Origin of the sequence: uncultured Algibacter sp. (assembly GCF_947495675.1) — a bacterium.
GTDB lineage: Bacteria > Bacteroidota > Bacteroidia > Flavobacteriales > Flavobacteriaceae > Algibacter_B.
Genome location: NZ_CANLZX010000005.1, coordinates 188,207 through 212,853, shown reverse-complemented (window position 1 = coordinate 212,853; position 24,647 = coordinate 188,207). Strand labels below are relative to the sequence as shown.

The 24,647-nt window shown below is 32.0% G+C and carries 24 protein-coding genes; 18 read left to right on the top strand and 6 right to left on the bottom strand.

Annotation, left to right across the window (positions count from 1 at the left end; genetic code table 11):
* The 8 genes from Q0842_RS05895 to Q0842_RS05860 form a co-directional block, all read left to right on the top strand.
* The coding region (locus Q0842_RS05895; protein WP_298495419.1) for a YgcG family protein at positions 1-638 on the top strand (638 nt) is incomplete at its 5' end.
* 357 nt (positions 639-995) lie between these two features.
* Positions 996-1,172 (top strand): hypothetical protein, encoded by a 177-nt coding sequence (locus Q0842_RS05890; RefSeq protein WP_298495416.1) that lies wholly within the window; start codon positions 996-998, stop codon positions 1,170-1,172.
* Positions 1,173-1,398: 226 nt separating this feature from the next.
* Positions 1,399-1,764 (top strand): nuclear transport factor 2 family protein, encoded by a 366-nt coding sequence (locus Q0842_RS05885; RefSeq protein ID WP_298495413.1) that lies wholly within the window; start codon positions 1,399-1,401, stop codon positions 1,762-1,764.
* A gap of 157 nt (positions 1,765-1,921) precedes the next feature.
* Positions 1,922-2,728, top strand: coding sequence for a hypothetical protein (locus tag Q0842_RS05880; protein WP_298495411.1), 807 nt, complete (start codon positions 1,922-1,924; stop codon positions 2,726-2,728).
* Positions 2,729-2,933: 205 nt separating this feature from the next.
* Entirely contained in the window at positions 2,934-4,649 is a 1,716-nt protein-coding gene (locus tag Q0842_RS05875) for an amidohydrolase (protein ID WP_298495409.1), read from the top strand.
* A gap of 328 nt (positions 4,650-4,977) precedes the next feature.
* On the top strand, positions 4,978-6,738 hold the full coding sequence (locus Q0842_RS05870) for a CocE/NonD family hydrolase (RefSeq protein ID WP_298495406.1): 1,761 nt from the start codon (positions 4,978-4,980) through the stop codon (positions 6,736-6,738).
* Positions 6,739-6,901: 163 nt separating this feature from the next.
* A complete protein-coding gene (locus Q0842_RS05865) occupies positions 6,902-7,669 on the top strand; it encodes a DUF6090 family protein (protein ID WP_298495404.1) in 768 nt (255 codons plus the stop codon).
* 146 nt (positions 7,670-7,815) lie between these two features.
* Positions 7,816-8,361: a DUF2911 domain-containing protein gene (locus Q0842_RS05860; RefSeq protein ID WP_298495402.1), complete on the top strand. Its 546-nt coding sequence runs from the start codon at positions 7,816-7,818 to the stop codon at positions 8,359-8,361.
* 82 nt (positions 8,362-8,443) lie between these two features.
* Here Q0842_RS05860 and Q0842_RS05855 read toward each other — a convergent pair whose 3' ends face one another.
* Together Q0842_RS05855 and Q0842_RS05850 are read right to left on the bottom strand one after the other, a co-directional pair.
* Complete coding sequence (locus Q0842_RS05855; RefSeq protein WP_298495399.1) at positions 8,444-8,764, bottom strand: DUF202 domain-containing protein; 321 nt, start codon at positions 8,762-8,764, stop codon at positions 8,444-8,446.
* Position 8,765: 1 nt separating this feature from the next.
* Complete coding sequence (locus tag Q0842_RS05850) at positions 8,766-9,395, bottom strand: 7-carboxy-7-deazaguanine synthase QueE (protein WP_298495396.1); 630 nt, start codon at positions 9,393-9,395, stop codon at positions 8,766-8,768.
* 121 nt (positions 9,396-9,516) lie between these two features.
* Here Q0842_RS05850 and Q0842_RS05845 point away from each other — a divergent pair, with 121 nt between their 5' ends.
* From Q0842_RS05845 to Q0842_RS05815, 7 genes are all read left to right on the top strand, one after another.
* On the top strand, positions 9,517-10,212 hold the full coding sequence (locus Q0842_RS05845) for a hypothetical protein (protein WP_298495394.1): 696 nt from the start codon (positions 9,517-9,519) through the stop codon (positions 10,210-10,212).
* 93 nt (positions 10,213-10,305) lie between these two features.
* Positions 10,306-11,847: a helicase HerA-like domain-containing protein gene (locus Q0842_RS05840; protein WP_298495391.1), complete on the top strand. Its 1,542-nt coding sequence runs from the start codon at positions 10,306-10,308 to the stop codon at positions 11,845-11,847.
* 33 nt (positions 11,848-11,880) lie between these two features.
* Complete coding sequence (locus Q0842_RS05835) at positions 11,881-12,438, top strand: hypothetical protein (protein ID WP_298495389.1); 558 nt, start codon at positions 11,881-11,883, stop codon at positions 12,436-12,438.
* A 12-nt stretch (positions 12,439-12,450) separates the two neighbouring features.
* Complete coding sequence (locus Q0842_RS05830) at positions 12,451-13,431, top strand: YitT family protein (RefSeq protein ID WP_298495387.1); 981 nt, start codon at positions 12,451-12,453, stop codon at positions 13,429-13,431.
* A 23-nt stretch (positions 13,432-13,454) separates the two neighbouring features.
* On the top strand, positions 13,455-13,823 hold the full coding sequence (locus Q0842_RS05825; protein WP_298495426.1) for a cupin domain-containing protein: 369 nt from the start codon (positions 13,455-13,457) through the stop codon (positions 13,821-13,823).
* Positions 13,824-14,651: an alpha/beta hydrolase gene (locus Q0842_RS05820; RefSeq protein ID WP_298495385.1), complete on the top strand. Its 828-nt coding sequence runs from the start codon at positions 13,824-13,826 to the stop codon at positions 14,649-14,651.
* A 20-nt stretch (positions 14,652-14,671) separates the two neighbouring features.
* Positions 14,672-15,430, top strand: coding sequence for a pseudouridine synthase (locus Q0842_RS05815; protein WP_298495383.1), 759 nt, complete (start codon positions 14,672-14,674; stop codon positions 15,428-15,430).
* Here the strand turns inward: Q0842_RS05815 and Q0842_RS05810 are convergent, their stop codons facing one another.
* The 4 genes from Q0842_RS05810 to Q0842_RS05795 form a co-directional block, all read right to left on the bottom strand.
* On the bottom strand, positions 15,431-16,159 hold the full coding sequence (locus Q0842_RS05810; protein ID WP_298495380.1) for a TIGR02206 family membrane protein: 729 nt from the start codon (positions 16,157-16,159) through the stop codon (positions 15,431-15,433).
* A 31-nt stretch (positions 16,160-16,190) separates the two neighbouring features.
* Positions 16,191-17,066 carry a bifunctional methylenetetrahydrofolate dehydrogenase/methenyltetrahydrofolate cyclohydrolase FolD gene (gene folD, locus Q0842_RS05805; protein WP_298495378.1) on the bottom strand — a complete coding sequence of 292 codons (876 nt, stop codon included), beginning with the start codon at positions 17,064-17,066 and terminating at the stop codon, positions 16,191-16,193.
* Positions 17,067-17,143: 77 nt separating this feature from the next.
* Entirely contained in the window at positions 17,144-18,472 is a 1,329-nt protein-coding gene (ffh, locus tag Q0842_RS05800) for a signal recognition particle protein (protein WP_298495376.1), read from the bottom strand.
* 365 nt (positions 18,473-18,837) lie between these two features.
* Positions 18,838-20,589 (bottom strand): hypothetical protein, encoded by a 1,752-nt coding sequence (locus Q0842_RS05795; RefSeq protein ID WP_298495373.1) that lies wholly within the window; start codon positions 20,587-20,589, stop codon positions 18,838-18,840.
* 148 nt (positions 20,590-20,737) lie between these two features.
* Between Q0842_RS05795 and Q0842_RS05790 the strand changes: the two genes are divergently transcribed.
* The 3 genes from Q0842_RS05790 to Q0842_RS05780 all read left to right on the top strand — a co-directional run bounded on the left by Q0842_RS05790 (position 20,738) and on the right by Q0842_RS05780 (position 24,579).
* Positions 20,738-21,253: a sigma-70 family RNA polymerase sigma factor gene (locus Q0842_RS05790; RefSeq protein ID WP_298495371.1), complete on the top strand. Its 516-nt coding sequence runs from the start codon at positions 20,738-20,740 to the stop codon at positions 21,251-21,253.
* Positions 21,254-21,335: 82 nt separating this feature from the next.
* On the top strand, positions 21,336-22,232 hold the full coding sequence (locus Q0842_RS05785; protein WP_298495368.1) for a FecR family protein: 897 nt from the start codon (positions 21,336-21,338) through the stop codon (positions 22,230-22,232).
* Entirely contained in the window at positions 22,225-24,579 is a 2,355-nt protein-coding gene (locus Q0842_RS05780; RefSeq protein ID WP_298495365.1) for a TonB-dependent receptor plug domain-containing protein, read from the top strand. Before Q0842_RS05785 ends, Q0842_RS05780 begins: the two co-directional genes overlap by 8 nt.
* The last annotated feature ends 68 nt before the right edge of the window (positions 24,580-24,647 follow it).

The window sequence follows — 24,647 nt, the reverse complement described above, 5'->3', positions numbered from 1 at the left end:
TGCTTTGTTTGCTAGCTTCTAATTTTCCTTCGGAAAATCCTGGCAGGCAAACACGCAACTTTCTATACACAAACACGATGTACACAATACGTGAAATGAAAATCGGAACTAAAATATTAATCCTATTTCTGACTTTAAATTTGCTTACTTGCAAAGGAACAGCTCAAGAAACGGAAATCAAAAAAACTACTACTGAATTTGATTTCTCAACAGTTGAAAAATTTCGAGAGACAAAACGCAAAGGTCTAATAATAAACGATTATGACAGCATTTTCAGTCCTTCACAAAGGAAAGAACTGTCGGACATTATTTATGACTATAATATTGAAACAACTCGACAAATAGTTGTGGTAACAATTGACAGTATAAAACCTTATTCTGACATTCAAAAATACGCTGGAAATTTAATGAATTATTGGGGAGTTGGAGATGCAAAAAAAAATAACGGACTGACAATAGTTGTCTGCAATCCTTGTCGACAAATCGGAATTGCAACTGGGACTGGAACTGAACTGATTTTAACAGACGAAATCTGTAAAAATGTAATTGACCAAACAATAATTCCCGAATTTAAAAATGGAGAATTTTACATTGGAATTAAAAAAGGTGTGACTGAATTAATAGAGAAGTGGAAATAAAAGTACTGTGTACAACAAAGAACTGAGTTAAAAAACAAGTAACCTTAATTCTCTCTTTTTTTCTTTCTGATTATTAATTAAATTTAGTGAATTACATACTTAAGATATGTATAGTTAATTGCTGTATTGAGATTACGTACGAAAACCCTCGCGGATTTTCTATTCGGTTTGTATTTGCTAATTTAGTTGCTGAAACACGCAACGTATCAAATACAAAACCGTTGCCATACATTTCGGAACGTACTCTAAGCGAAAAAACGTAGTTAAGATTTTGAGTTTTATAAAAAAAATAGAAAAATTATGTTGTGGAATTCTCACTCAAACGGAATTGAAAAAAATAACTTTAATATATAAAACATGAGTAAATCATTAAGAAATTTTATAATAGGAATAGGAATCGTTTCAATATTATTTGCTTTATACGGAGTTTTTAAAGGAGGAGAGTTTATAGACGCTTTAAGCGGAATTGTTATTGGAGCGTCTTTAATTGGAGCAGTTTTAATAGAGCAGAATAAAAATAAAAAAGCGAAATAAACAAAGGAACGAATATGGTTTAGAAAACAGCTAGATTCTTTGGAAACAAATTACAGCAGCTAACAACGTATAAAACTAAGTGCCTGGCCTGAGCCTACTAACGAAAATCCTCACGTATTTTCTATTCGGTTTGTATTTGCTAATTTAGTTGCTGAAACACGCAACGAAATCATACACAAACACCTTGTACACAAGCTGAGAAACAAATTTTAAGATTAATGAAATAATGAATAAAAAGGAAATAGCAAAGCAATATATAACTCATCTTGAAAATGGAAATATTGGACAAGTAGTTGCATTATTCAATCAAAATGGAATGGTTGATTCACCACTATACGGAATAAAAAAAGCAGATGAATTTTATCGTGAATTAAATAGTGATACATCAAATTCTGAGCTTTACTTAAAAGGAATTTTTGAAGAAAATGACTCAAACAATTTAGCTCTTTATTTTACCTATAAATGGACTTTAAAAAATAATCAAAAAGTAGAATTTGATGTAGTTGACATTATTGAATTCGATAATCAAAATAAGATTAGTAAACTGAAAATTATATATGATACTGTTACAGCCAGAAAATTAGTGGAATAGCTATAAAAAAGCCTGCGTAAAACAATGTATAAAAATAATTACGGTTTATTGTTTAACCAAAGGGCGTTGCGTGTTTACTACATCTGATTTTCCTTCGGAAAATCCTCGCACGCAAACACGCAACTATTCTTATACGAAACCGTTGCCAACAATTAGAATGAACGACAGATATAAAAATCATCAGTTTTTCTCACCTGAACATATTCATGAATATGAAAATATTCAGCAATATGACAATCCAAAAATAAACTCTGAAAACATCCGAATTGGAAGTTTGTCTTTTCAATGGGACGTTTCGAATAAAAAGGAAAAAGAACGAGTAAAAAACGAATGGATTAAAATAATCCCAAACTTGGATAAAGTAAAGCGGATTTCTATCGCTTGTGGGATTAATCAAGAGTTTCTTGATATTTTTTGTGACTTACCAAATCTTACGGACTTAATAATTGACAGTTCAAAAGCAACTAACATAAATCCAATTTTAAAACTGACTAAACTCAAAAGGTTAGAATTGGAAAGATTTACTCAGCTGATAGACATTTCACCAATTGCAAAAATTGAACTGACTCATTTAAGAATTGAAAACTCTTTTAAAATTGAGAATTATGAAAAAATCGGAGAAATAACTTCTCTAATTGGACTTTCACTAAATGGAGACACTTTTGCACCAAAAAATTTGAGACTTAAAAGTTTAGAACCTTATGAAAAGATCAAAAATCTGAAACATTTAGATTTAAATTCAGCTTCTGTAATTGACAAAAATTCATACAAAAGTCTTTTACAGCTTGAGAATTTGATTAGGTTCGATATTTTAGTAATTGTGCCAAAAGAAATTAAAAAAGTCATTTTAGAGCAACATAAAACCCTGAATTCGGGAAATTTTACGGATTGGGACGATAAGAACAAAAAGTTTTACGACGATAAAGATTGGGAGATTAAAAAATTAGAAGAACTGAAAAAATAACTGTTGGCAACACCGTATAAAATTAATGGCTGGTTCTCGCCTGCTTACAAAAAATCCTCGCAGATTTTCTATTCGGATTTTATTTGCTAAATTACGTGTTAAACCAAGCAACGAATTCAAAACAAACACGTTAAGTACAATTGAAATATCTATAACGAAACGTTTAAACAAGTGTAATAATCTTGGACTCCAAAACAAACTCACAATGAAACTAACGCAATTAATTATTTTCTTTTTACTTATTACTGCAAACTCAAAGGCACAAACCATAGAATTTGGCACATTAGCAGATCAAATTTATTTTAACGGAGAGATTTATACAATGGATGATGACCGCCCAATGGTGGAAGCTGTAGCCGTAAAAGCCGATTCAATTCTATCTGTAGGTAGTAAGGAAGATATCATGAAGTTAAAAGGGGATAAAACCCAACTCTTCGATTTAAAAGGCAAGACTATGATTCCTGGTTTAATAGAGGGGCATGCCCATTTATATTATCTTGGAGTAAATTTATTGGAAGTTGACTTGGTCGGGGCTAAGAGTTATGAAGAGGCTATTGAAAGAGTCGCAGAAAAAGCAAAAAACACGCCGAAAGGAGAATGGATTTTAGCAAACGGATGGCATCATGATAAGTGGGATACACAACCTACATTAGTTAATGGGTTTCCCACAAATAAGCTACTATCTGCTGCTGTACCAGATCATCCTGTTATTCTTATACATGCTTCTGGACATATCATAATTATAAATCAAAAAGCTATGGATATAGCGGGTATTAATTCAAAGACACCTCAACCAGATGGCGGCGAAATAATTAAAGATTTAAATGGTGAACCAACCGGAATTCTTAATGAAACTGCAGGAGATTTAGTGTTCAAGTTTTTACCTGAACCTACAAAGGAAGATGTAAAAGAAGCAGTAACTTTAGCTTTAGAAGAGTGCTTTAAAAATGGTATCACCGGATTTCATGATGCAGGTTCAGGTGGCTACATGATAAACCTTTTTGAAGAAATGGCATCCCAAAACCTAATTAAACTAAGGTTGTATGTTATGCTTCGCGGAACAAAACCCGAACTTCTAAAATATTCTTTTAAGAAAGGTATTCAAGTGAATTTATACGACAATCAACTAACCATTAGATCTATTAAACTAATGGCAGATGGGGCTTTAGGCTCAAGAGGCGCTTGGTTATTGGAGGAGTATACGGATGCTCCCGGAGAACATGGTCATGTTGTTACACCGTTAAAGGATATTAATAAAATTGTTAAAAATGCTTATAAAAACGGTTTTCAAGTAGGCATACATTCCATAGGCGACCGAGCAACTCGTGAGGTTTTAGATATTTATGAGAGCACCTTTAAGACGCAATCTACAAACAGTTCAAAAGATGCGAGATTTAGAATAGAACATGCCCAACATTTCGATCCAGCAGACGTTCTTAGGGTTGCAGAATTAGATGTTATTCTAGCAATGCAGGCTATTCATATGTCTTCAGATAGACCTTGGGCCATTGATCGTCTAGGAGAGAAGCGTATTAAAGAAGGTGCTTATATATGGCAGACCTTATTAAAATCTGGAGCAAAGATTGTGAACGGAACCGATGCACCTGTAGAACCCCTTAATCCTATGGCTGGCTTTTATGCGTCAGTATCGAGAAAAACTCTAAAAGGCATGCCTGATGGTGGTTATGAACCTCTGCAGAAAATGACCAGAAATCAAGCACTCAAATCTTATACATTGGATGCTGCCTATGCAGCATTTCAAGAAAATGACAAAGGAAGTATAGAAGTTGGAAAATGGGCAGATTTTACCATTCTTGACAAAAACATAATGACAATTCCAGAAAATGAAATATTAGAAACTAAGGTCGCTATGACAATTATTGGAGGAGAAATAGTTTTTGATGATGAAAAAACTGATTAAATATTCTCTAATCGATATTGGAAGTTGATTATTGTGGATTGCTTTGAAGGCAGAAATCTAAGATAATGTAAATTCGAAAATTGATATTTTTAAATTATACAGAATAAAAACCTGACTGAACGTTATTCTTGGTAAACTTATAACGATTGGGCTATTGAACAAATGAAATTTTTAACTGTGCGTAAAAAAGCATATAATACATTACCAGTTATAGCTTACTTATATACCTGTAGAATATTCTATTCAGTTTTTATTTGCTAAAAAAAGTTGCTTGAGACGTAACGTATCATAAACAAAACCATTATGCAATTATTAACCCAACTAGAAAATGACAGCTAAAAAATTTTTAATTATAATCTTTTTTCTTTTAACCTATCAATTCGGTTTCTCGCAAACTATTAACGTTGAATCTTATTACATACCTGCTGTCAATGGAACCAAGTTGGCTGTAGATGTTTACTTCCCAGAAAATTATAAAAATAAAAAACTTCCAGTACTGTTTGAGTTTACTCGATATTGGAGAGGCAAAGAAGACCCGAAAACAGCTAAGCCAATTCCTTCACTCAAAAAACGAGATGAGTATTTTCTTAACCATGATTACATCCTAGCAAAAGTTGATGTGAGGGGAACAGGTGCTTCATATGGAGTTCGCCTAGGAGAATACTCGCCTACAGAAGTGAAAGATGCTTGGTACATTGTTGATTGGGTTGTAAACCAACCTTGGTCTGATGGTAAAGTAGGAGCCTATGGCACCTCTTACTCTGGGACAACGGCAGAGCTTTTATGTGCTACCCAACACCCAGCCATTAAAGCAGTCATTCCTGGATGGTCAGATTTTGACGTATATGAAAGTCCTTCGCGGCCTTATGGAATGATCGCTACAAGTTTTATAGCGGTATGGAGTCAATATGTTGATTGGTTAGACCAAAATTCCGTAGAAAATCTGGGTGCCAGTATAAGGCGTGTCGGTGAAGATTTTCCAATAGATGCAATAAAAGAACATGAAAACAACCCAATTGTTTTAGAAGCCCTAACAGCAGCACCTTACAAGGATAACAAATTAGGGGATTTCAAATTCGAAGAACTTGACCCCTTGCATTGGAAAAAGGAAATTTCGGAATCAAATGTACCCATGCTTGTTCTTACAAGTTGGCTTGATGCCGGAACAGCTGAAGGTACTTTATTAAGATTGCAACATTTTGATAATCCGCAGAAAGTTGTCATGATGCCAACTTCTCATGGTGGTGGTTCTCATGCCAGTCCATTTGTTGTTTCTAACAGTATTGTTGCCCCTACACCATCGGTGATGGAGCAGCTTAAACTACAACTAGACTTCTTTGACCAGTACATAAAGGGGAAAGACAAAGGGGTTGAGCATTGGCCTGCCATTAAGTACTATAATTTTGGAGAAGAATCATTTAAACAATCTGATATTTGGCCGCCAAAGGGACAAGAAAGCATAAAATATTATTTAGATGCCAACGGAAAATTAGATAATTCAGAACCTAATGAACCTCAGGGTATGGATAAATATCTAGTTGACTTTTCGGTAAGTACTGGCACAAACAATAGATGGACCACGCAAATGGGAAAACCCGTTCTTAATCTTGATAATCGCAATGCTGCCGATTCTTTAATGCTAACGTATACAACCGCACCTCTTAAAGAGTCTCTTCAAATTACAGGAACAGCTGTAATTTCTCTCAGTCTGTCGTCTACACACAAAGAAGGAGCCATTTTTGTCTATTTAGAAGATGTAGATTTAAATGGAAAAAGCACATACATTACAGAAGGAGGGCTTTTGCTTAAACATCGAAAATTAACTAAAAATGATATGTTTGATAAGATACCATATCATTCATTCAGAAAATCAGATGCATTACCTATGCCTATTAATAAAATTGAAGAAGTGAGCTTTAAATTACATCCTACATCCATTCTCATCAAGAAAGGACATGCTATCAGAATTGCAATTGCTGGAGCAGATAAAGATACATTTGATAAGGTTCCGACCGAAGGAATACCAACTTTGAGTATTTACAGGAATAAAACAAACATATCTTTTTTAGAATTACCAATAATAAAATAAAACATGTGCATAACAATAACTATAAGTAATTACTTGCTCTCGCCTACTTCTGAAAATTCTAGCAAATTTTCAGCTTAGTATGTACTTGCAAAGTTAAATGCTAAACCACGTAACTACTCGTAACCGAAACCGTTGATGCTTCATTATAACAAACCGCTAACCAATGATAAAATTCTTTAGAAAAATTCGCCAAAAAATGCTAACTGAAAATAAATTCAGTAAATATCTGCTTTATGCTATCGGAGAAATCATACTTGTTGTTATTGGTATATTAATAGCTTTACAGATTAATAATAACAATAATTACAACAATGAAAGAAGTCTAGAGCAGGAATATTTATTATCCCTACAAGCAGAATTTAAAAATAACTTGAACATAATAAACAACTCTATTCAAGAAAATGAGCAACGTATAGAGTCACTTGAATATCTATTGAATTTATTTGACAGAAATGTGCTTGATACTGTTAGTACTCAGAAAATTTCTCAAAAGTTCGCTCCTATTTTCGGTAGTTCCATTGGCTATATACCAGCAACAGGAGTTTTAGAAGATATCATTAGTTCAGGTAAACTCAATATCATTTTAAATAAAAGTTTAAGGCAAAACCTAGCCTCTTTTAATAGCTCATTGGAATATTTAAACATTCAGTTAAATGCAATGGATTTCACAGAAGATAAATTGCGTATTATTTTTTATAATAAGGGAAGTGTACGAAAACTTGTGATGGATATTGGATTTATGGATTTTGATAGCGCGTCAATTTCCGAAAAGATAGATAACAAAAGATTATTCGAATCAGCTGAATTTGAAAATTATCTATTAGCTTACTACCTATCGGCTAAAGCAACGAATGGGCCAAATCTATTTGGACGTATAAAGGCAGAAATTGAGACTACTATAAAAGAAATTGAGCAAGAGCTCGTAAAATAACGAAAGCCCAACTCATGCCGTAACGTCCAAATAATTATGACCTATTTATCTTAAAAAATGTAAACTTTAACATTCTACACCGACTTTTATAAAAACTTTAAGACAAATACGGTTTACCTTTCAGCTTACAAAAACAAAAACTCATTATGAAAAAAACAACACTTTTTACAAGCATGGCATTTGCATTTATAATGCTACTTTCGTTTAATACAAATGCACAGAAATTTAAAGATTTAGACAAAAGCCCAATGGATGCTGCAGCATTTCCTGCAGATTACAAAAATGCCGAGAAATTAATTAAAATTGTTTACAGCAGACCGCAACTAAAAGGCAGAGAAGTATCTAAATTAGCCAAAAATGGTGAGGTATGGAGAACCGGAGCAAACGAAGCGCCTGAATTAACACTTTATACAGATATGAAATTAGGCGACACGACTATTAAAGCTGGAACATACTCTTTTTATGTAATTCCTGGTGAAAAAGAATGGACTGCCATAATTAGTACCGATGTTAATGTTTGGGGGTCTTATTTCTATAAAGAAGAAAATGATGTGGCGCGCTTAACGGTACCTGTTTCTAGTGATGATAAATCTCTTGAAGCTTTTTCGATGGCTTTTGAAAAAGCTGATGATGGCGTACACTTACATTTAGGATGGGGAACAACACGAGTTGCTGTACCTTTTACTAAATAGTAGTTACTAATAAAAACATATAAATGCTTTGAAGGTTTTAAACTTTTGAAGCATTTTTTTGTCAATACACTTTAAGTTTTAATTATTTGTCCTTGTCTTTTTCAGACATGTAATAAAGACGTTTTAAACTTTTTTTAAGCAATCGAAATCTAAACACACCAATTATAAAGAAAATAACGCTGAATACTAAAGAGACTAATGCTAAATATTTAAAATTGGGAAAGTCTTTTAATTGAAAAAAACCAATACTACCCAAAAGCAAATACAACGACGACCTAATGTAAGATAATAACGTGCGCTCATTTGCTAAGCGGGTACGCTCTATGGCTAAATAATCTCTTAAAATTATTTGTTTATCGGGTTTAAAATCGCGCCCAAATTTTAAAAGTTTCAGTTTTTTCATGTTAAGGAATATTCAAATACTTATGCGTTTGTAAAGACACCTTCCATTTTGGATTTTTCATAACATAATCTACAATTTCTGGAACCACTTTATCACGTTTACTCCATTCTGGTTGTAAATACAAAATACAATCTTTATTAACTTTAGCAGCTTGCTCTTCAGCAAAACGAAAATCATCTTTATTGTAAATAATCATTTTTAATTCGTCTGCCTTATCATAAACTTCTTGAGTTGGCAACTTCATTTTTTTGGGCGATAAACATATCCAATCCCAAATACCTGTTAATTTATAAGCTCCAGATGTTTCAATATGCACTTGCAAACCTTCTGCTTTTAATTGAGTAGTTAAAACCGTCATATCCCAAGTTAAAGGTTCGCCTCCAGTTACAACTATGGTATCGCTATATTTCTTAGCGTTTTCTACAATTTTATAAGTTTCAGTTGGTGGGTGTAAATTTGCATTCCAGCTTTCTTTCACATCACACCAATGGCAGCCCACATCGCAACCTCCAATTCGCACAAAATATGCAGCTGTTCCTTTATGAAACCCTTCTCCTTGAATGGTATAAAACTCTTCCATTAAAGGTAACATTTCACCTTTATCTACTAATTGCTGTATCTCTTTAATCATAGGGTACAAATATACATATTCCCTTTACTTTTTTCTAAGTATTTTGTATTTCAATGTAATTTAATTAACTTGCTATTGATTAGTTAATTTATGAATCTTTCACCTCTCAATCCCCAAAAAAATGAAGCACATAACACATGTGTTAATTATGCTATTATGTATCAATTATCATTGCTATTCTCAAGTTGGTATTGGTACAACAAACCCTGATGACTCTTCGGCCTTACAAATAGACAGTACAGTTGGCGCCCTAATCCCGCCTAGAATGACCTCTTTAGAAATGAATGCCATACCTACTCCTTTAGATGGTGCATTGGTTTTTAACACTACAAGAAATTCATATTATGTTTATAAAAACAGTATTTGGTCAAGCATATCAAACTCTGCACTTGTTATAAACAGAGCCTTTGGAGGTGGTAATAATATTCTCGCTACCCCAAACAACACGTATGTTAATTTCCCCATAGGATCTGCAGAAGTTATTGTAACAAATCCCGACGTGTATAATGTTACTGGAAATGGAACTGTTACTATTCTAGAGCAAGGAAACTATCTATTTACTGCATCTCTATCCTCCAGTAATATGCCAAGTGGTAATACAAAATATATTTTGGCACTTACTATTAATAATGTTTTAGTTGGTTATTTAAATAGAGGAGTTGCAACTTTAACTAGTACCGATTATTGGGGGACAAGTGGGAGCATTATCTATCCTATTAATGCAAATGATGTAGTAAGATTAAGATATGTATTGAATAATGGAGGAACTACTCTAAATGCAGTATTCATAAACATTGGAATAACGCGCTTAAACTAAAATTAATATTTAGTTTTTTTGAATAATATTTTAATCTAAAAACTCATTTTTTTCTTCCTTATTTTTCCTGTATTTTTATGCAAAATATAAGGCATGAGTACAAAGGAAACTTTTTTTAATTACATAACAGAAGGCAACAAAACTAAAGGCGATTTTATTCCAGTTGGAGCAGCTATGCTAAATGGCGAAACCGTTACTGGAGCACACGTTAAAATACCGCTCAAAACCATGAACCGTCATGGTTTAATTGCAGGAGCAACCGGTACCGGAAAAACAAAATCTTTACAAGTTTTAGCAGAAAATTTAAGTGACAAAGGTATTCCCGTTTTGCTTATGGATATAAAAGGTGATTTAAGTGGGTTAGCCCAACCAAGTCCTGGTCATCCAAAAATAGATGAACGCCATGAAAAAATAGGCTTACCATTTGAAGCAAAATCATTTCCTGTTGAGGTTTTAACATTATCAGAACAAGACGGTGTAAGATTAAGAGCTACAGTAAGTGAATTTGGTCCTGTATTACTTTCAAGAATATTAGACTTAAGCGAAACACAATCAGGAATTGTAGCAGTTATTTTTCAATACTGTGATGACAATAAACTGCCCCTTCTAGATTTAAAAGATTTTAAAAAAATACTACAATACGCAACTCAAGAAGGTAAAGCTGAATTCACAGAGTCTTATGGAAGAATTTCTACAGCCTCAACGGGCTCTATTTTAAGAAAAATTATCGAACTGGAACAACAAGGCGCTGATTTGTTTTTTGGTGAAACCTCTTTTGATGTTGAAGATTTACTTCGAGTTGATGAAAATGGCCGTGGTTATATAAACATATTAAGATTAACAGATATTCAAGACAGACCTAAACTGTTTTCAACATTTATGTTGAGTTTACTTGCTGAAATTTATTCTACCTTTCCTGAACAAGGAGATAGTGATAGACCAGAACTTATTTTGTTTATTGATGAAGCACATTTAATATTTAATGAAGCCTCTAAAGCACTTTTAAATCAAATAGAAAGTATTGTAAAACTGATACGAAGTAAAGGAGTTGGTTTATATTTTGTAACTCAAAATCCAACTGATGTTCCTGAAGCTGTTTTAGGGCAATTAGGTTTAAAAATTCAACATGCGCTTAGAGCATTTACTGCAAAAGACAGAAAAGCTATAAAATTAACAGCTCAAAACTATCCTGATTCTGAATATTATGATACAACTGAGGTTTTAACATCATTAGGTATTGGAGAAGCTTTAGTATCTGCACTAGACGAAAAAGGGCGACCTACTCCCTTAGCTGCAACTATGATGCGTGCTCCAATGAGCAGAATGGATGTTTTAACCGATAACGAATTAAGTACTTTACTTTCAAAATCAAAAATGGTTAAAAAATACAACGAAACTATTGATAGAGAAAGTGCTTACGAAATGCTGAATGAAAAGATTAAAATAGCTGATGCCGAAGAAGCTAAAGAAAAAGCGTTAAAAGAAAAAGAAGCACTCAAAAAAGCAGAGTCTAAGAAAAAAACAACAAGAACACGCCGAAAAAGTACTGCTATGAATCCAATTGTTAAAGTACTAACAAGTGCTACTTTTATAAGAAGTGTTTTTGGAATCTTAACAAAAGTGATGAAAAAATAAGTCTAAAATTAACATTAATAAATTACAAACTTTATGCGCCAATCAATTCTAGGGTTAATAGCCTTAAGCCTACTATTATTAAACTGTAACAAAGAGCAAAATCCTTTTGAAATAAGTAAAAATCACGTTGGCTTACTTACAGACTCAACTCAAGTAAAAGATTTAAAAAATATTTACGCTAATGATTCTATTGTAAAATTTATTAGTGGTGATGAGTTTACTGGTAATATAAACAACATTGAGATATTTGAAAAAGGCGGCAAAAAGCTATTAACATTAACACCAAAAAGAGCCTTAGACTCGACCGCTACCATTGGTAACATTCGTATACTTGACGAACGCTATAAAACAAATAAAAACTTAACAACAATAAGCACTTTTAAAGACATTCAAGAAAACTATAAAATTTCAAGAATTAGCAACTTAATAAACTCAATTGTTATAGCTATTGATGAAATTAACGTTAATATTACAATTGACAAGAAAGAACTACCTGCAAACCTTAGATTTGATATGGATTTAAAATTTGAATCCACTCATATTCCAGAAAATGCTAAAATAAAGTACTTTTTTGTTAATTGGAATAATTAATAAAAAACCCGAATGAACCCACTCTTATCAAAAATTTTAGTTGATATAGCTCGAAAAAAACTTGAAAAGAAACAAGTTAACACTCCTGTTACAAAAAAACAAATAGAGCCATTAGTTAAAGTTTTTGAAGTAGAAATAAGTCATGCTATAAAAGAATATATTTTTATTGCTATTGGGGTTTTCTCAGCAGGTTTTGGATTAAAAGGCTTTTTACTTCCTAATAGTTTTATTGATGGTGGAGCTACTGGTATTTCTTTACTTTTAGAAAATATTACTAGCTTAAAACTTGGTTTCCTTTTAATAATAGTAAACCTGCCTTTTATAATTTTAGCATCAAAAACCATAGGCAATAAATTTGCTTTAAGAAGTATTGTAGCAATTACGTTTCTAGCCTTGGTGGTACATTTTGTAAACTATCCTACAATAACAGACGATAAGTTACTCATTGCCGTTTTTGGTGGTTTCTTTTTAGGTCTAGGCATTGGTATGTCTATGCGAGGAGGAAGTGTTATAGATGGAACCGAAGTATTAGCTATTTATTTAGGCAGAAAGCTATCGCTTACTATTGGTGATGTATTACTGCTAATTAATATTTTAATTTTCTCTATTGGAGCTTATGTCTTATCTATAGAAACAGCGCTTTACGCTATTTTAACTTACTTATCAGCAGCAAAAACAGTAGATTTTGTTGTAGATGGCGTTGAAGAATATGTTGGTGTTACTATCATTTCTAACATGCATAAAGAATTAAAACTTATGCTTACTCAAAAATTAGGAAGAGCATGTACTATTTACGCCGGAAAAGGTGGGTATGGTTCAAGTGGGGAGAGTTATGATAAAGATATAATCTATACCGTTGTAACACGTTTAGAACTTGCTAGACTACAAACCGAAATTGACAAAATTGATAAAAATGCCTTTGTTATTATGGGTGTTGTAAAAGATTTAAAAGGTGGAATGATTAAGAAAAAACCTTTAAAAGATCAGCATTAATAATGAAACCTAGAAAACAAACTATGTCTCAAAAAAAATATACTATTCAAAATAATCCATTTATTGTGCCTACAACCGATGGAAAGATAATAAAAGAACATTTTGGAAATACTACCGATGGGAATTCTAAAATAAGTATTGCTCACATGAAAGCTCCAGCTGGCTGGAGCGAACCATTTCAAACACCAGAATTTGATGAGTTTACATTTATAATTAGTGGAAAAAAACAATTTATAATTGAAGGAGAACAAATTGTTTTGGAAGCTGGACAATCCATTAAAATTGAAAGAAACACCAGAGTGCAATACTCAAATCCTTTTACAGAAGTTTGCGAATATATAGCCATTTGCACACCTGCATTTTCTATGGATTTAGTAAACAGAGAAGATTAAATGAAAAACTATATTCCAAAAATTATTGGTAGTACCATAAACTTAACGAGTTACTTTTCATCTAGATTTGCAGCAAAACTGGCTATAGATTTATTTTCAACACCTAGAAAAGGTAAAATTCAAACTGAAGAATCAAAATATCTAGAATCTGCAAGTCAAGGTCATATAAATTTCGAAAGTCTTTCAATAAAAACCTACCATTGGAAAGGTGATAAAGAAACTATTTTACTAGCACATGGCTGGGAAAGCAATTCTTTTAGATGGAAAGATTTAATTGAAGAGTTAAAAACTCAAAATTTCAATATTATAGCCTTAGATGCACCTGCGCACGGTGCCTCAGGCGGTAAGCTATTTAACGCATTATTATACTCAGAATGCATAAATATAGTGGCAAATAAATATAATGCTAACACGATAATTGGGCACTCTGTTGGAGGAATGGCAACCGTATTTTTTCAACACAAATACCAATTAAAATCTATTAAAAAATTAATTTTACTAGGTGCACCTGCAGATTTTGTTGGTGTTTTTAATCGCTATGAAAATATGATGGGTTACAACACACGTGTTTCAAAAGCGCTTGAAAACCATATAGTAAAACACTTTAACCACTTACCTGAATATTTCTCACCTGCAGTTTTTTCAAAAGAACTGAAAGCTAAAGGACTTATTATTCATGATAAAAAAGACAAAATTATTCCGTATAATGATGGTTTAAAATTTAAGCAAAACTATAATAATGCTACTTTTATTACCACAAAAGGCTTTGGGCATAGCTTAAAATCCGAATTGGTTTATCAACACATATTAGACTTTTTAAACGAGTAAGTTTATTGTATTTTTGAACCATGGCAGAAGTAACTCTAAAACGTATAAATAAATTTTTAAGTGAAGTTGGTTATTGTTCTCGTAGAGAAGCAGACAAACTCATTGACGCAGGTCGCGTAACAATTAATGGTGTTGTGCCAGAAATGGGCACTAAAATAGCACCAGATGATGTTGTTACTGTTGACGGTGAAGAAATAAAAAACACAAAAACATCTTTTGTTTACTTAGCTTTTAATAAACCTATTGGCATTGTATGTACTACAGATACTTCTGTTGAAAAAGATAATATTATTGATTTTATAAATTACCCAAAACGTATTTTCCCCATTGGAAGGCTTGACAAACCAAGTGAAGGATTAATACTTTTAACAGATGATGGCGATATTGTAAACAAAATTCTTCGTGCTAGTAATAACCACGAAAAAGAATATATTGTGACTGTTGATAAACCTATTTCTCAAACATTTATTGAACGCATGTCTGGTGGTATACCGCTAGAGGAGTTAAAAAAAACAACCAAAAAATGTGAAGTCAAAAAAATAGGGACTTATAAATTTAAAATTATTTTAACTCAAGGATTAAATAGACAAATTCGAAGAATGTGTGATTATTTAAACTATGAGGTACAAACACTTAAACGTGTTAGAATAATGAATATTAAATTAGATATGCCTATAGGTGAATACCGTGAATTAACTAAGGAAGAATTTAAAGAATTAAATACACTTCTAGAAGATTCTACTAAAACCTTTATCAAGAATAAAAAAGAAAGTCATTAACTAATGGTGCTTTTGTCCTTTATTTGACAAATAAAAAGGTAAATAAATTAATAAAAAAAGCGGTATAACTATTAATTGAACTACAACAATATACCATGGCCATGCGCCAAAATAATCTAGTAATGAAGCCGATTCTGGTTTTTCATTTAGGTAGAAATAATTTGCTTTTAACAACTTATTTAGAACTACCATTATAATTACATAAACCTGTAATGCTAAGAATGATTTAAATACACTCTTTAGTTTTGGGCGCATATTAAAAACAAATGTGGCGTAAAAAATAACTATTAAAAGACCTAAGTGTACAACCCAATACCTAAAATAATCAAAACTTGGAAACCCTATTGCTATATCTGGCGTTAAGACACCTTGTAGGGTGCCGCCAATAATCCAGAACAGTAATACTTCATACATCCAATATTTTTTATAATATGTGAATACAGGAATTATTAAACCTAACAAACTACATAGATACAAAGGTAAATCTGTAGAAATATTATAATTACCTAAACTAATTTTATGTGCATGAAACACAATAACAACCAAGCTAATTAAACAAGCAAATACATAAAGCGCATTTTTTTGCTGAGTTTTACCCCATCTATGCTTTGCATATTTTATAAAAAGAGTGCAAAACAAAACGGCCATTAATATTGGCAAGATATGCTGCAAGCTACCTATGGTAACTCTACTTGAAAAAAAAATTGCATTATAAATTAAAAAATTCATAATGCAATTTAGTTAAATATTGTTTATTCTATTATCTGTTTCTTTCTCTAGCCAATAAGGTGTTTTTAAGTAACATAGCTATAGTCATTGGACCTACACCACCTGGAACAGGTGTTATATAACTTGCTTTTTGGCTCACGCTTTCAAAATGAACATCGCCAGCTAATCTATAACCATTTTTTTTAGTAGCATCAGGCACTCGAGTGATTCCCACATCAATTATTACGACATCTTCCTTAACCATATCTCCTGTTAAAAACTCCGAAATACCTATAGCAGCCACAACAATATCTGCTTCTTTAGTTATTTCTGCTAAGTTTTTTGAACGACTATGAACAACAGTTACAGTAGCATCACCTGCTTTACGTTTTTGGCTCATTAATATACTCATAGGGCGACCAACAATATGGCTTCTTCCTAAAACAACTACATTTTTACCAGAAGTTTCTATTTGATAACGCTCTAATAACTCCATAATACCATATGGCGTTGCAGGTAAAAAGGTTGGTAAGTCTAGTGTCATTTTACCAACATTTGTTGGATGAAAACCATCTACATCTTTATCTGGGTTAACAGCCATAAGTACTTTTTGCTCATCAATTTGATCTGGTAAAGGCAATTGTACTATAAAACCATCAATATCATCATTAGTATTTAAACTATGAATTTTTTCTAATAACTCTTCTTCTGAGGTGTAGTCTGGTAATTCAATTAGTGTAGAGTTAAACCCAATACGCTCACATGCTTTTACTTTGGCATTTACATAAGTCATACTAGCCCCATCAGACCCAACAAGAATTGCTGCAAGATGTGGTACTTTTTCGCCTTTAGAAACCATTGATTTTACATGTTCAGCGATTTCATCTTTAATATCGTTACTTACTTTCTTTCCGTCTAGGATTGTCATATCTTAATGGGTGTTAGCGATTTGCTAATTATTATAGCAACAAACTAAATAACTTTTTATTTTTAACTTTTAATAAATTAACGCATATTTTTCATCATCTGCATCATCTTTTTGCCACCGCCACCTTGCATCATTTTCATCATTTTGCTCATTTGGTTAAATTGCTTTAAAAGTTGATTTACTTCTTGAACCGAAGTACCAGAACCTTTTGCAACACGCTTTTTTCTACTTGCATTAAGCACAGATGGGTTTGTACGTTCTTTAGGTGTCATAGAATGTATAATGGCTTCTATACCTTTAAAAGCATCATCATCAATATCTACATCTTTCAACATTTTACCAGCACCGGGAATCATGCCCATAAGGTCTTTCATGTTACCCATTTTCTTGATTTGCTGAATCTGTTTTAAGAAATCATCAAAACCAAACTGGTTTTTGGCTATTTTCTTTTGAAGCTTTCTGGCTTCTTCTTCATCAAATTGTTCTTGTGCACGTTCTACTAAAGACACAACATCTCCCATGCCCAAAATACGATCGGCCATACGAGAAGGATAGAACACATCGATAGCTTCCATTTTTTCTCCTGTACCAATAAACTTAATTGGTTTATTAACTACAGATTTAATTGAAATGGCTGCACCACCACGTGTATCACCATCTAATTTGGTAAGAATAACACCATCAAAATTTAAGACATCGTTAAAGGCTTTTGCTGTATTTACGGCATCTTGCCCAGTCATAGAATCTACAACAAACAAAGTTTCTTGAGGTTTTATGGCTTTATGAATGTTTGATATTTCGGTCATCATTGCCTCATCGACAGCTAATCGACCTGCGGTATCTATAATTACTACATTATGTCCATTGGCTTTTGCATGTGCCAAAGCTGCTTGAGATATGGCTACAGGATCATTATTTCCTTTATCACTAAAAACCTCTACTCCTATTTGATCTCCTACAACATGTAATTGATCTATTGCAGCTGGACGATACACATCACAGGCTACTAATAATGGCTTTTTAGTTTTTTTATTTTTTAGGTAATTGGCTAGCTTTCCAGAAAATGTAGTTTTACCAGAACCTTGTAAACCAGACATTAAAATTATGCTTGGTGTTCCTGATAGGTTAAGACCTTCTGCATCACCACCCATTAATTGAGTTAATTCGTCTTTAACGATTTTAACCATTAATTGCCCTGGTTGTAACGTGGTTAACACGTTTTGACCTAGTGCTTTTTCTTTTACAGTTTGTGTAAACTGTTTAGCTATTTTAAAGTTAACATCGGCATCTAGTAACGCACGTCGTACTTCTTTTAAAGTTTCTGCTACATTAACTTCTGTAATGCTTCCGTGTCCTTTAAGAACGTGTAAGGCTTTATCTAATTTATCGCTTAAATTATTAAACATAGTTTTAAGTCTTGTATTGGCAGCCTATTGTGTACAGCCTGCACTAAAATTAAAATTTAAGTTGCAAAAATAACTAAATATTTTGTTTTTATGGGCTTGAATTAGGCTTTTACTTATACTAGTTTTATGTAGAAAGCTAACCTATTAAATGGTATTGAAACCCGTGTTAGGGATTGTAGTGGATATCCTTTTTGTGAGGCACGAGCAAAAAGATTGGAAACGGAAAGCCCGACCCTTGTGGTAACGCCCAAATTATTACCTAAAAAAAAGGCTGTCAATTGGGATTGACAGCCTTAAAAAATGAAACTTTGTTAATTAACCTAACCAACCGAAAGTAAGTTTCTTTTTTTACCAAACATGTTTGTTTACTCGCGTTTTTCAAGTACCAGAATACGCTCTATCTCTCCGCTTGCATTGTAATCTTTTAGCTCAATTCTTGTTGTGGTTATATCTTTTATTTTCCATCTGTGTTTTAGCTCACTAAATGGCTCATCTGGAGTTCCAAAATTTAAGCCTAAAATTAAGCCCTCGTTTCTGTAAGCTAACCAAGAGCCTCTGTAATCGTTTCCTTTTCCTTCGGCAAACAACATACCACTTACATTAAACCCTATGACATAATCGTTATAGTTTTCTGTTTCGTTTACACCTTGATCTATATATGATGCTACTTCCCATTCTCCGTTTGTTAATACATCGCCAATGTAATCTATGTCTTCATCATCGTCTGGGCAATGTCTCATTAATATCATTTGATTATTTTCGTTTTCAAGCTTTATGAGATCTTCTTCAAGAAATGTTATTAACCATTCTAGCTTTAAGTCTGGTCTACCATCTAAATCTATTTGTAAAATAAAACCAGCATCCTTTATACCTATTTCATAAGCTCCTTGTACTAACTCTCCTTTTACTCTAAGTTTTACTAAATTGTCTCCGTAAAATTTAAATGGTGTACCGATATATTCTTTTTCTGTATCTACTCCTTCTATATTTAATCGTGCTATTCTCCATAAACATTTTTGTAAAAAATCTTCAATACGTTTTATAGTAATATCTAAAACCACATCGCAGTTTTTCTTCATGATGATTCTGTTACCTCCTGCTTCGTATAGTTTAATTTTTCCGTACTCAATATCATAAACTATCCACTCTAAAGTAAAATCTGCTAAGGTTTCGAATTCTAATTTTAATAGCGCTCCTTTATCGGTTATACGAGTACTCCAAGAACCAGTTAAAACATCTCCGCTTCTTGATCGCATTATAACAACACCATCTTCTTTAAAATTTAAAGCATATTCTTTATAGGTTTCGGTTTTATCTTCATCATTTCTTTCAAACTCATAAACTACCCATGGACAAATCTTTAAGTATTCGTCTAAACGATCTTTTGTAAAATCGTCATCACCATAATCGTTATCATCATCTTCATCACAAATATCTTTAGCATCATTTATGGTTTTAGCTAATTCTTCATTATCGTTTACAGTAACGGTAGTTCCATCCGCATACTCTAAAGTTATAGGAAAATTAAGGCTTGCGATAACTTCAGCATTTTTCACACGTTTTAAAAAGCGATATAATTGTTTATCATTTTCTATGGTTACTACATCTATAATTTGAAAGTCTGTATCGAATACTGAAAAAGAAATGGGATATTGAAAATCGATACATTCTATATCGTCGTCGTCTTCACCTTCTTCACCACACTCTTCAATTAGTTCTTCTAGAGCTTCGCGATTTTCTATAACTATTTCTTCATAATCTGAAAGAATGATAGTTATTGGAAAAATAATTTCTAACTCATCTTCATCATCATCAAACTCTTTAAAAATCGTTTCTATAACTTTAAAATCTTCTTCAGAATCAATAATAATTTCTAACCCGTTAACAATAACTGTAACAGGTAATTCTACAGATGTACAACTGGCATTATCAATAATATTATCAGCAGATCCGTCCATGATAGATGTGGAGAACATTAAGCTGGTAAGTTCAGATTCAGCAATAAGGGCTTCACTCTCTTCAGGTAAGGTAATTTCGGTTACCTCATCTTGACAGGAAGTGAATAATAGAAGGGCAAAAAAAGGAATTAGCAATAATGTTTTAATATTAGTTTTCATGGTAATTGATTTTGGGTTATACATTGCTTTGTGATTATAAAACAGTTAAACTCTAAAAATTCCTACCCTGTTTTTGAAAAAAAAATAAAAATTTACAAAATCTTAATTTCAAAAAACCTTATTTTAGGGGTACCAACTACCAATAATAATGGAAAAACAACTAAACGAAAATATTTGTGAAGAACACTTATTTTCTTCCATATTTAACAAATACGCTAAAGATTTACATAACTTTTTATACTATAAGTATGGTGACTTATTGAATCCTAAAGATAAAGTGCAAGAGGCCTTTATTAAGTTATGGGAAAATTGTGCTAAGGTAACACCAGAAAAAGCCAAGAGTTTTGTATTCACTACTGCCAATAATTTAATGTTGAATGAAGTAGCCCACCAAAAAGTAGTTTTAAAGCATCAACAAACTAAACCAAAAACCCATACTAACGAAAATCCAGAATTTTTAATGCAGGAGTCTGAGTATAATGACAAACTACAAAAAGCACTTACTAATTTAACGGATGCCCAACGTGTTGCTTTTATGATGAATCGTATTGAAGGCAAACGCTTTAAAGAAATTGCCGAGCTTTTGGATATCTCAACTAAAGCAGTTGAAAAACGAATTTATGGTGCTTTGGCTAAATTAAGAAAAGACATTAAAGAGTTATAGAAAATCTTTTTAAGCACAATTTATCTTTTATAGTAGGGTAGGAAAAAATAAAAGTTAACTGTTATATAGTTGTATAGAAATTATGAATAGAGAAGAATTAATATCAAAATGGTTAGATAACAATCTAAATGATCAAGAATTTAAGGCATTTAAAAACCTTGAAGATTATGATGATTTAGTTAAATTAAACACCCATTTACAAAATTTTAAAGCCAATAACTACAACACTTCTAAACAATTAGAAGATGTATTATTTGCCATTAAAACTAAAAAACAAAAACCATCACATTGGGTAAAACCATTAATGCGTGTTGCTGCTATACTTGCCGTTTGCTTTAGTATATATTATTTTGCCACGACTTTAGATACTAAAATAACAACCGAGTATGCACAAAAAACAACTATAAAATTACCTGATGCTTCTAGTGTTTCCTTGAACGCTAAGACGTATCTAGCATTCAACAAGAAAAAATGGAAACACGAACGTGAAATAAATCTTGATGGAGAAGCCTTTTTTAAAGTTGCTAAAGGATCTAGTTTTAAGGTAAAAACGACATTAGGAACCGTAACCGTTTATGGCACTCAATTTAACGTTAAGCAACGTGAAAATTATTTTGAGGTTATTTGCTACGAAGGATTGGTTGGGGTAACCTATAGAGATCAAGAAACAAAATTAAAACCTGGAGACAGTTATTTAATTATTGATGGGAAAGTAATTGCTAAAGATAAAGAAAACCGCACCATGCCTTCGTGGTTAAATAATACTAGTATTTTTAAAAGCCTGCCTTACAAAACAATTGTTGCAGAATTTGAAAGACAGTATAATGTTGACATTACGCTAATTGATATTGATTCTGAACAGCTATTCACAGGTAGTTTTGCTCACGATAATATGGATTTAGCAATAAAGTCAATTACCCTACCTTTACGTGCAACGTATAGCAAAACTAATAATACGATTACTATAAAAGGTGAATAGAAACTTAATTATTTCTATTATTTTATTTGTATTTTTTTTTAATGTTGGCGCTGTAAAAGCACAAACCATTAAAAAAGAAAAACAACCTCTTACTACTATTTTAAAAACACTTTCTGAAACATATAATGTAAGTTTTTCTTATGTAGACTCCACAGTAAAAAATAAAACACTTACAATTCCTAATAAAGATTTATCGCTTGAAGAATTATTGGAATTTCTTAGAAGTGAAACACATTTAGAATTTGAATTACTAGACAATAAATTTGTAATAATCAAGGGTAGAAAAAACAATCAAAATGAGTTTAAAATTCAAAACCTTGAAGAGATTGTTGTAAAAAATTATTTAACTACAGGCATTACAAAACTAAATGATGGCTCTTTAACCATTAAACCTAAAACCTTTGGTATTTTACCAGGACTAATTGAACCAGATGTTTTACAAACAATACAGGCAATTCCAGGGGTACAAAGTACAGACGAAACAGTCTCAAATATTAATGTTCGTGGTGGCACACACGACCAAAATTTATTTCTTTGGGATGGTATTAAAATGTATCAATCTGGTCACTTTTTTGGTTTAATATCAGCTTTCAACCCATACACTACAGAACGCATTAACGTATTTAAAAATGGCTCAAGCGCCAAATACGGCGATGGTATTTCTAGTATTATAGACATGCGATTACCTAATGAGATTGACAACAAATTTGATGCAGGAATTGGTTTTAATTTAATTAATGCTGATGGATATATAAAAATGCCCCTGTCTAATAAAACAGAGTTACAATTATCGACTAGACGCTCTATTACAGATTTAATAAACACCTTAACTTACGATCAATATTTTAAACGTGTTTTTCAAGATTCAGATTTTTCAAAAGGAAAGAAAAACATGAATTTTATTTCACAAAATGAAACTTTTTATTTTTATGATATAGCTGCTAAGTTTCTTTATGATATTTCTAAAAAAGATAAAATTAGGTTTCATTTTTTAAATATAAACAACCATTTAAATTATGACGAACAATCTACTATTAACAATAAAAATGAAGCTTTAAACAGTAAGTTATCTCAACAAAACTTGGCTATTGGCATTACATATACTAAAGATTGGAATAACAAACTTTCAACAACTGCTCAAGTTTACATTTCTAATTATGATTTGGATGCTACGAATTATGATGTTATTAATAATCAGCGTTTAATACAAGAAAACGAAGTGTATGATGGTACTGCTAAAATAGATTTCAATTACAAGGCAAATAACCAATTTAAAATTAATAGTGGTTATCAATTCACAGAAGTTGGCATCAGTAACTTAGAAGATGTTAATAACCCAAATTTTAGAAGTTTTGTTAGAGAAGTTATAAGAAGTCATGCTGCCTATGCTGAAACAGGATTTCTCTCCAATAATGCTAAAACCAAATTAACTTTAGGAGGACGTTTAAATTACATCAATAAATTTGATATGTTTTTTGCTGAACCGAGATTGAGTTTTTCTCAACGTTTTCTGAACAATTTTCGCTTTGAAGTTCTAGGTGAATTTAAAAGTCAAACTACAACTCAAATCATTGATTTACAAAACGACTTTTTGGGCATTGAAAAAAGACGATGGATACTTTCAAACAATCACAATTCCGTTGTAATTAAAGATAATCAAACCATACATCCAATACCCGTGCTAAAAAGCAAACAGCTTTCGGCAGGTTTACATTTTAATAAAAACAAATTACTAATAAGTGCAGAAACCTATATAAAAAAGGTAAATGGCATTACCACCCGAAGTCAAGGTTTTCAAAACCAATTTCAATTTATAAATAGCTTGGGTAGTTATGAAATTAAGGGTGCTGATTTCCTTATAAACAAACAATTTAGCGACATTGTAAGTAGCTGGATTTCTTACTCATATAATAGTAACAATTACACTTTTGATGATTTAAATAATGGCAAAAAATTCCCCAACAATGTAGACATTACTCATTCCTTAACATTTGCAGGCACCTACACCCACAATAATATTAAGTTTGCTGCTGGATTAAATTGGCATTCTGGAATACCAAATACAGCCCCTTCAACTAATGATGATGCTAATGACAATGTTATTACTTATGCAGAACCTAACAGTAGCAGACTAGATAACTACTTACGTGTAGATTGTTCGGCCTCGTATGCATTTAATCTTTCTGAAACTACTAAAGCTACTTTTGGTGCTTCCATATGGAATCTTTTAAATAAAAATAACATCATCAATAAATATTATACCTTAGACGAAAACAATAAAATTAATCCTATTGAAAATAGATCTTTAGGAATTACTCCTAATATTAGCTTTAGAGTCCATTTTTAAACAAAGCATTATATTTGTAAAGTGCTGAATATAAAAAAAAATACAACTTTTTATTAGTAGTCTTTTAC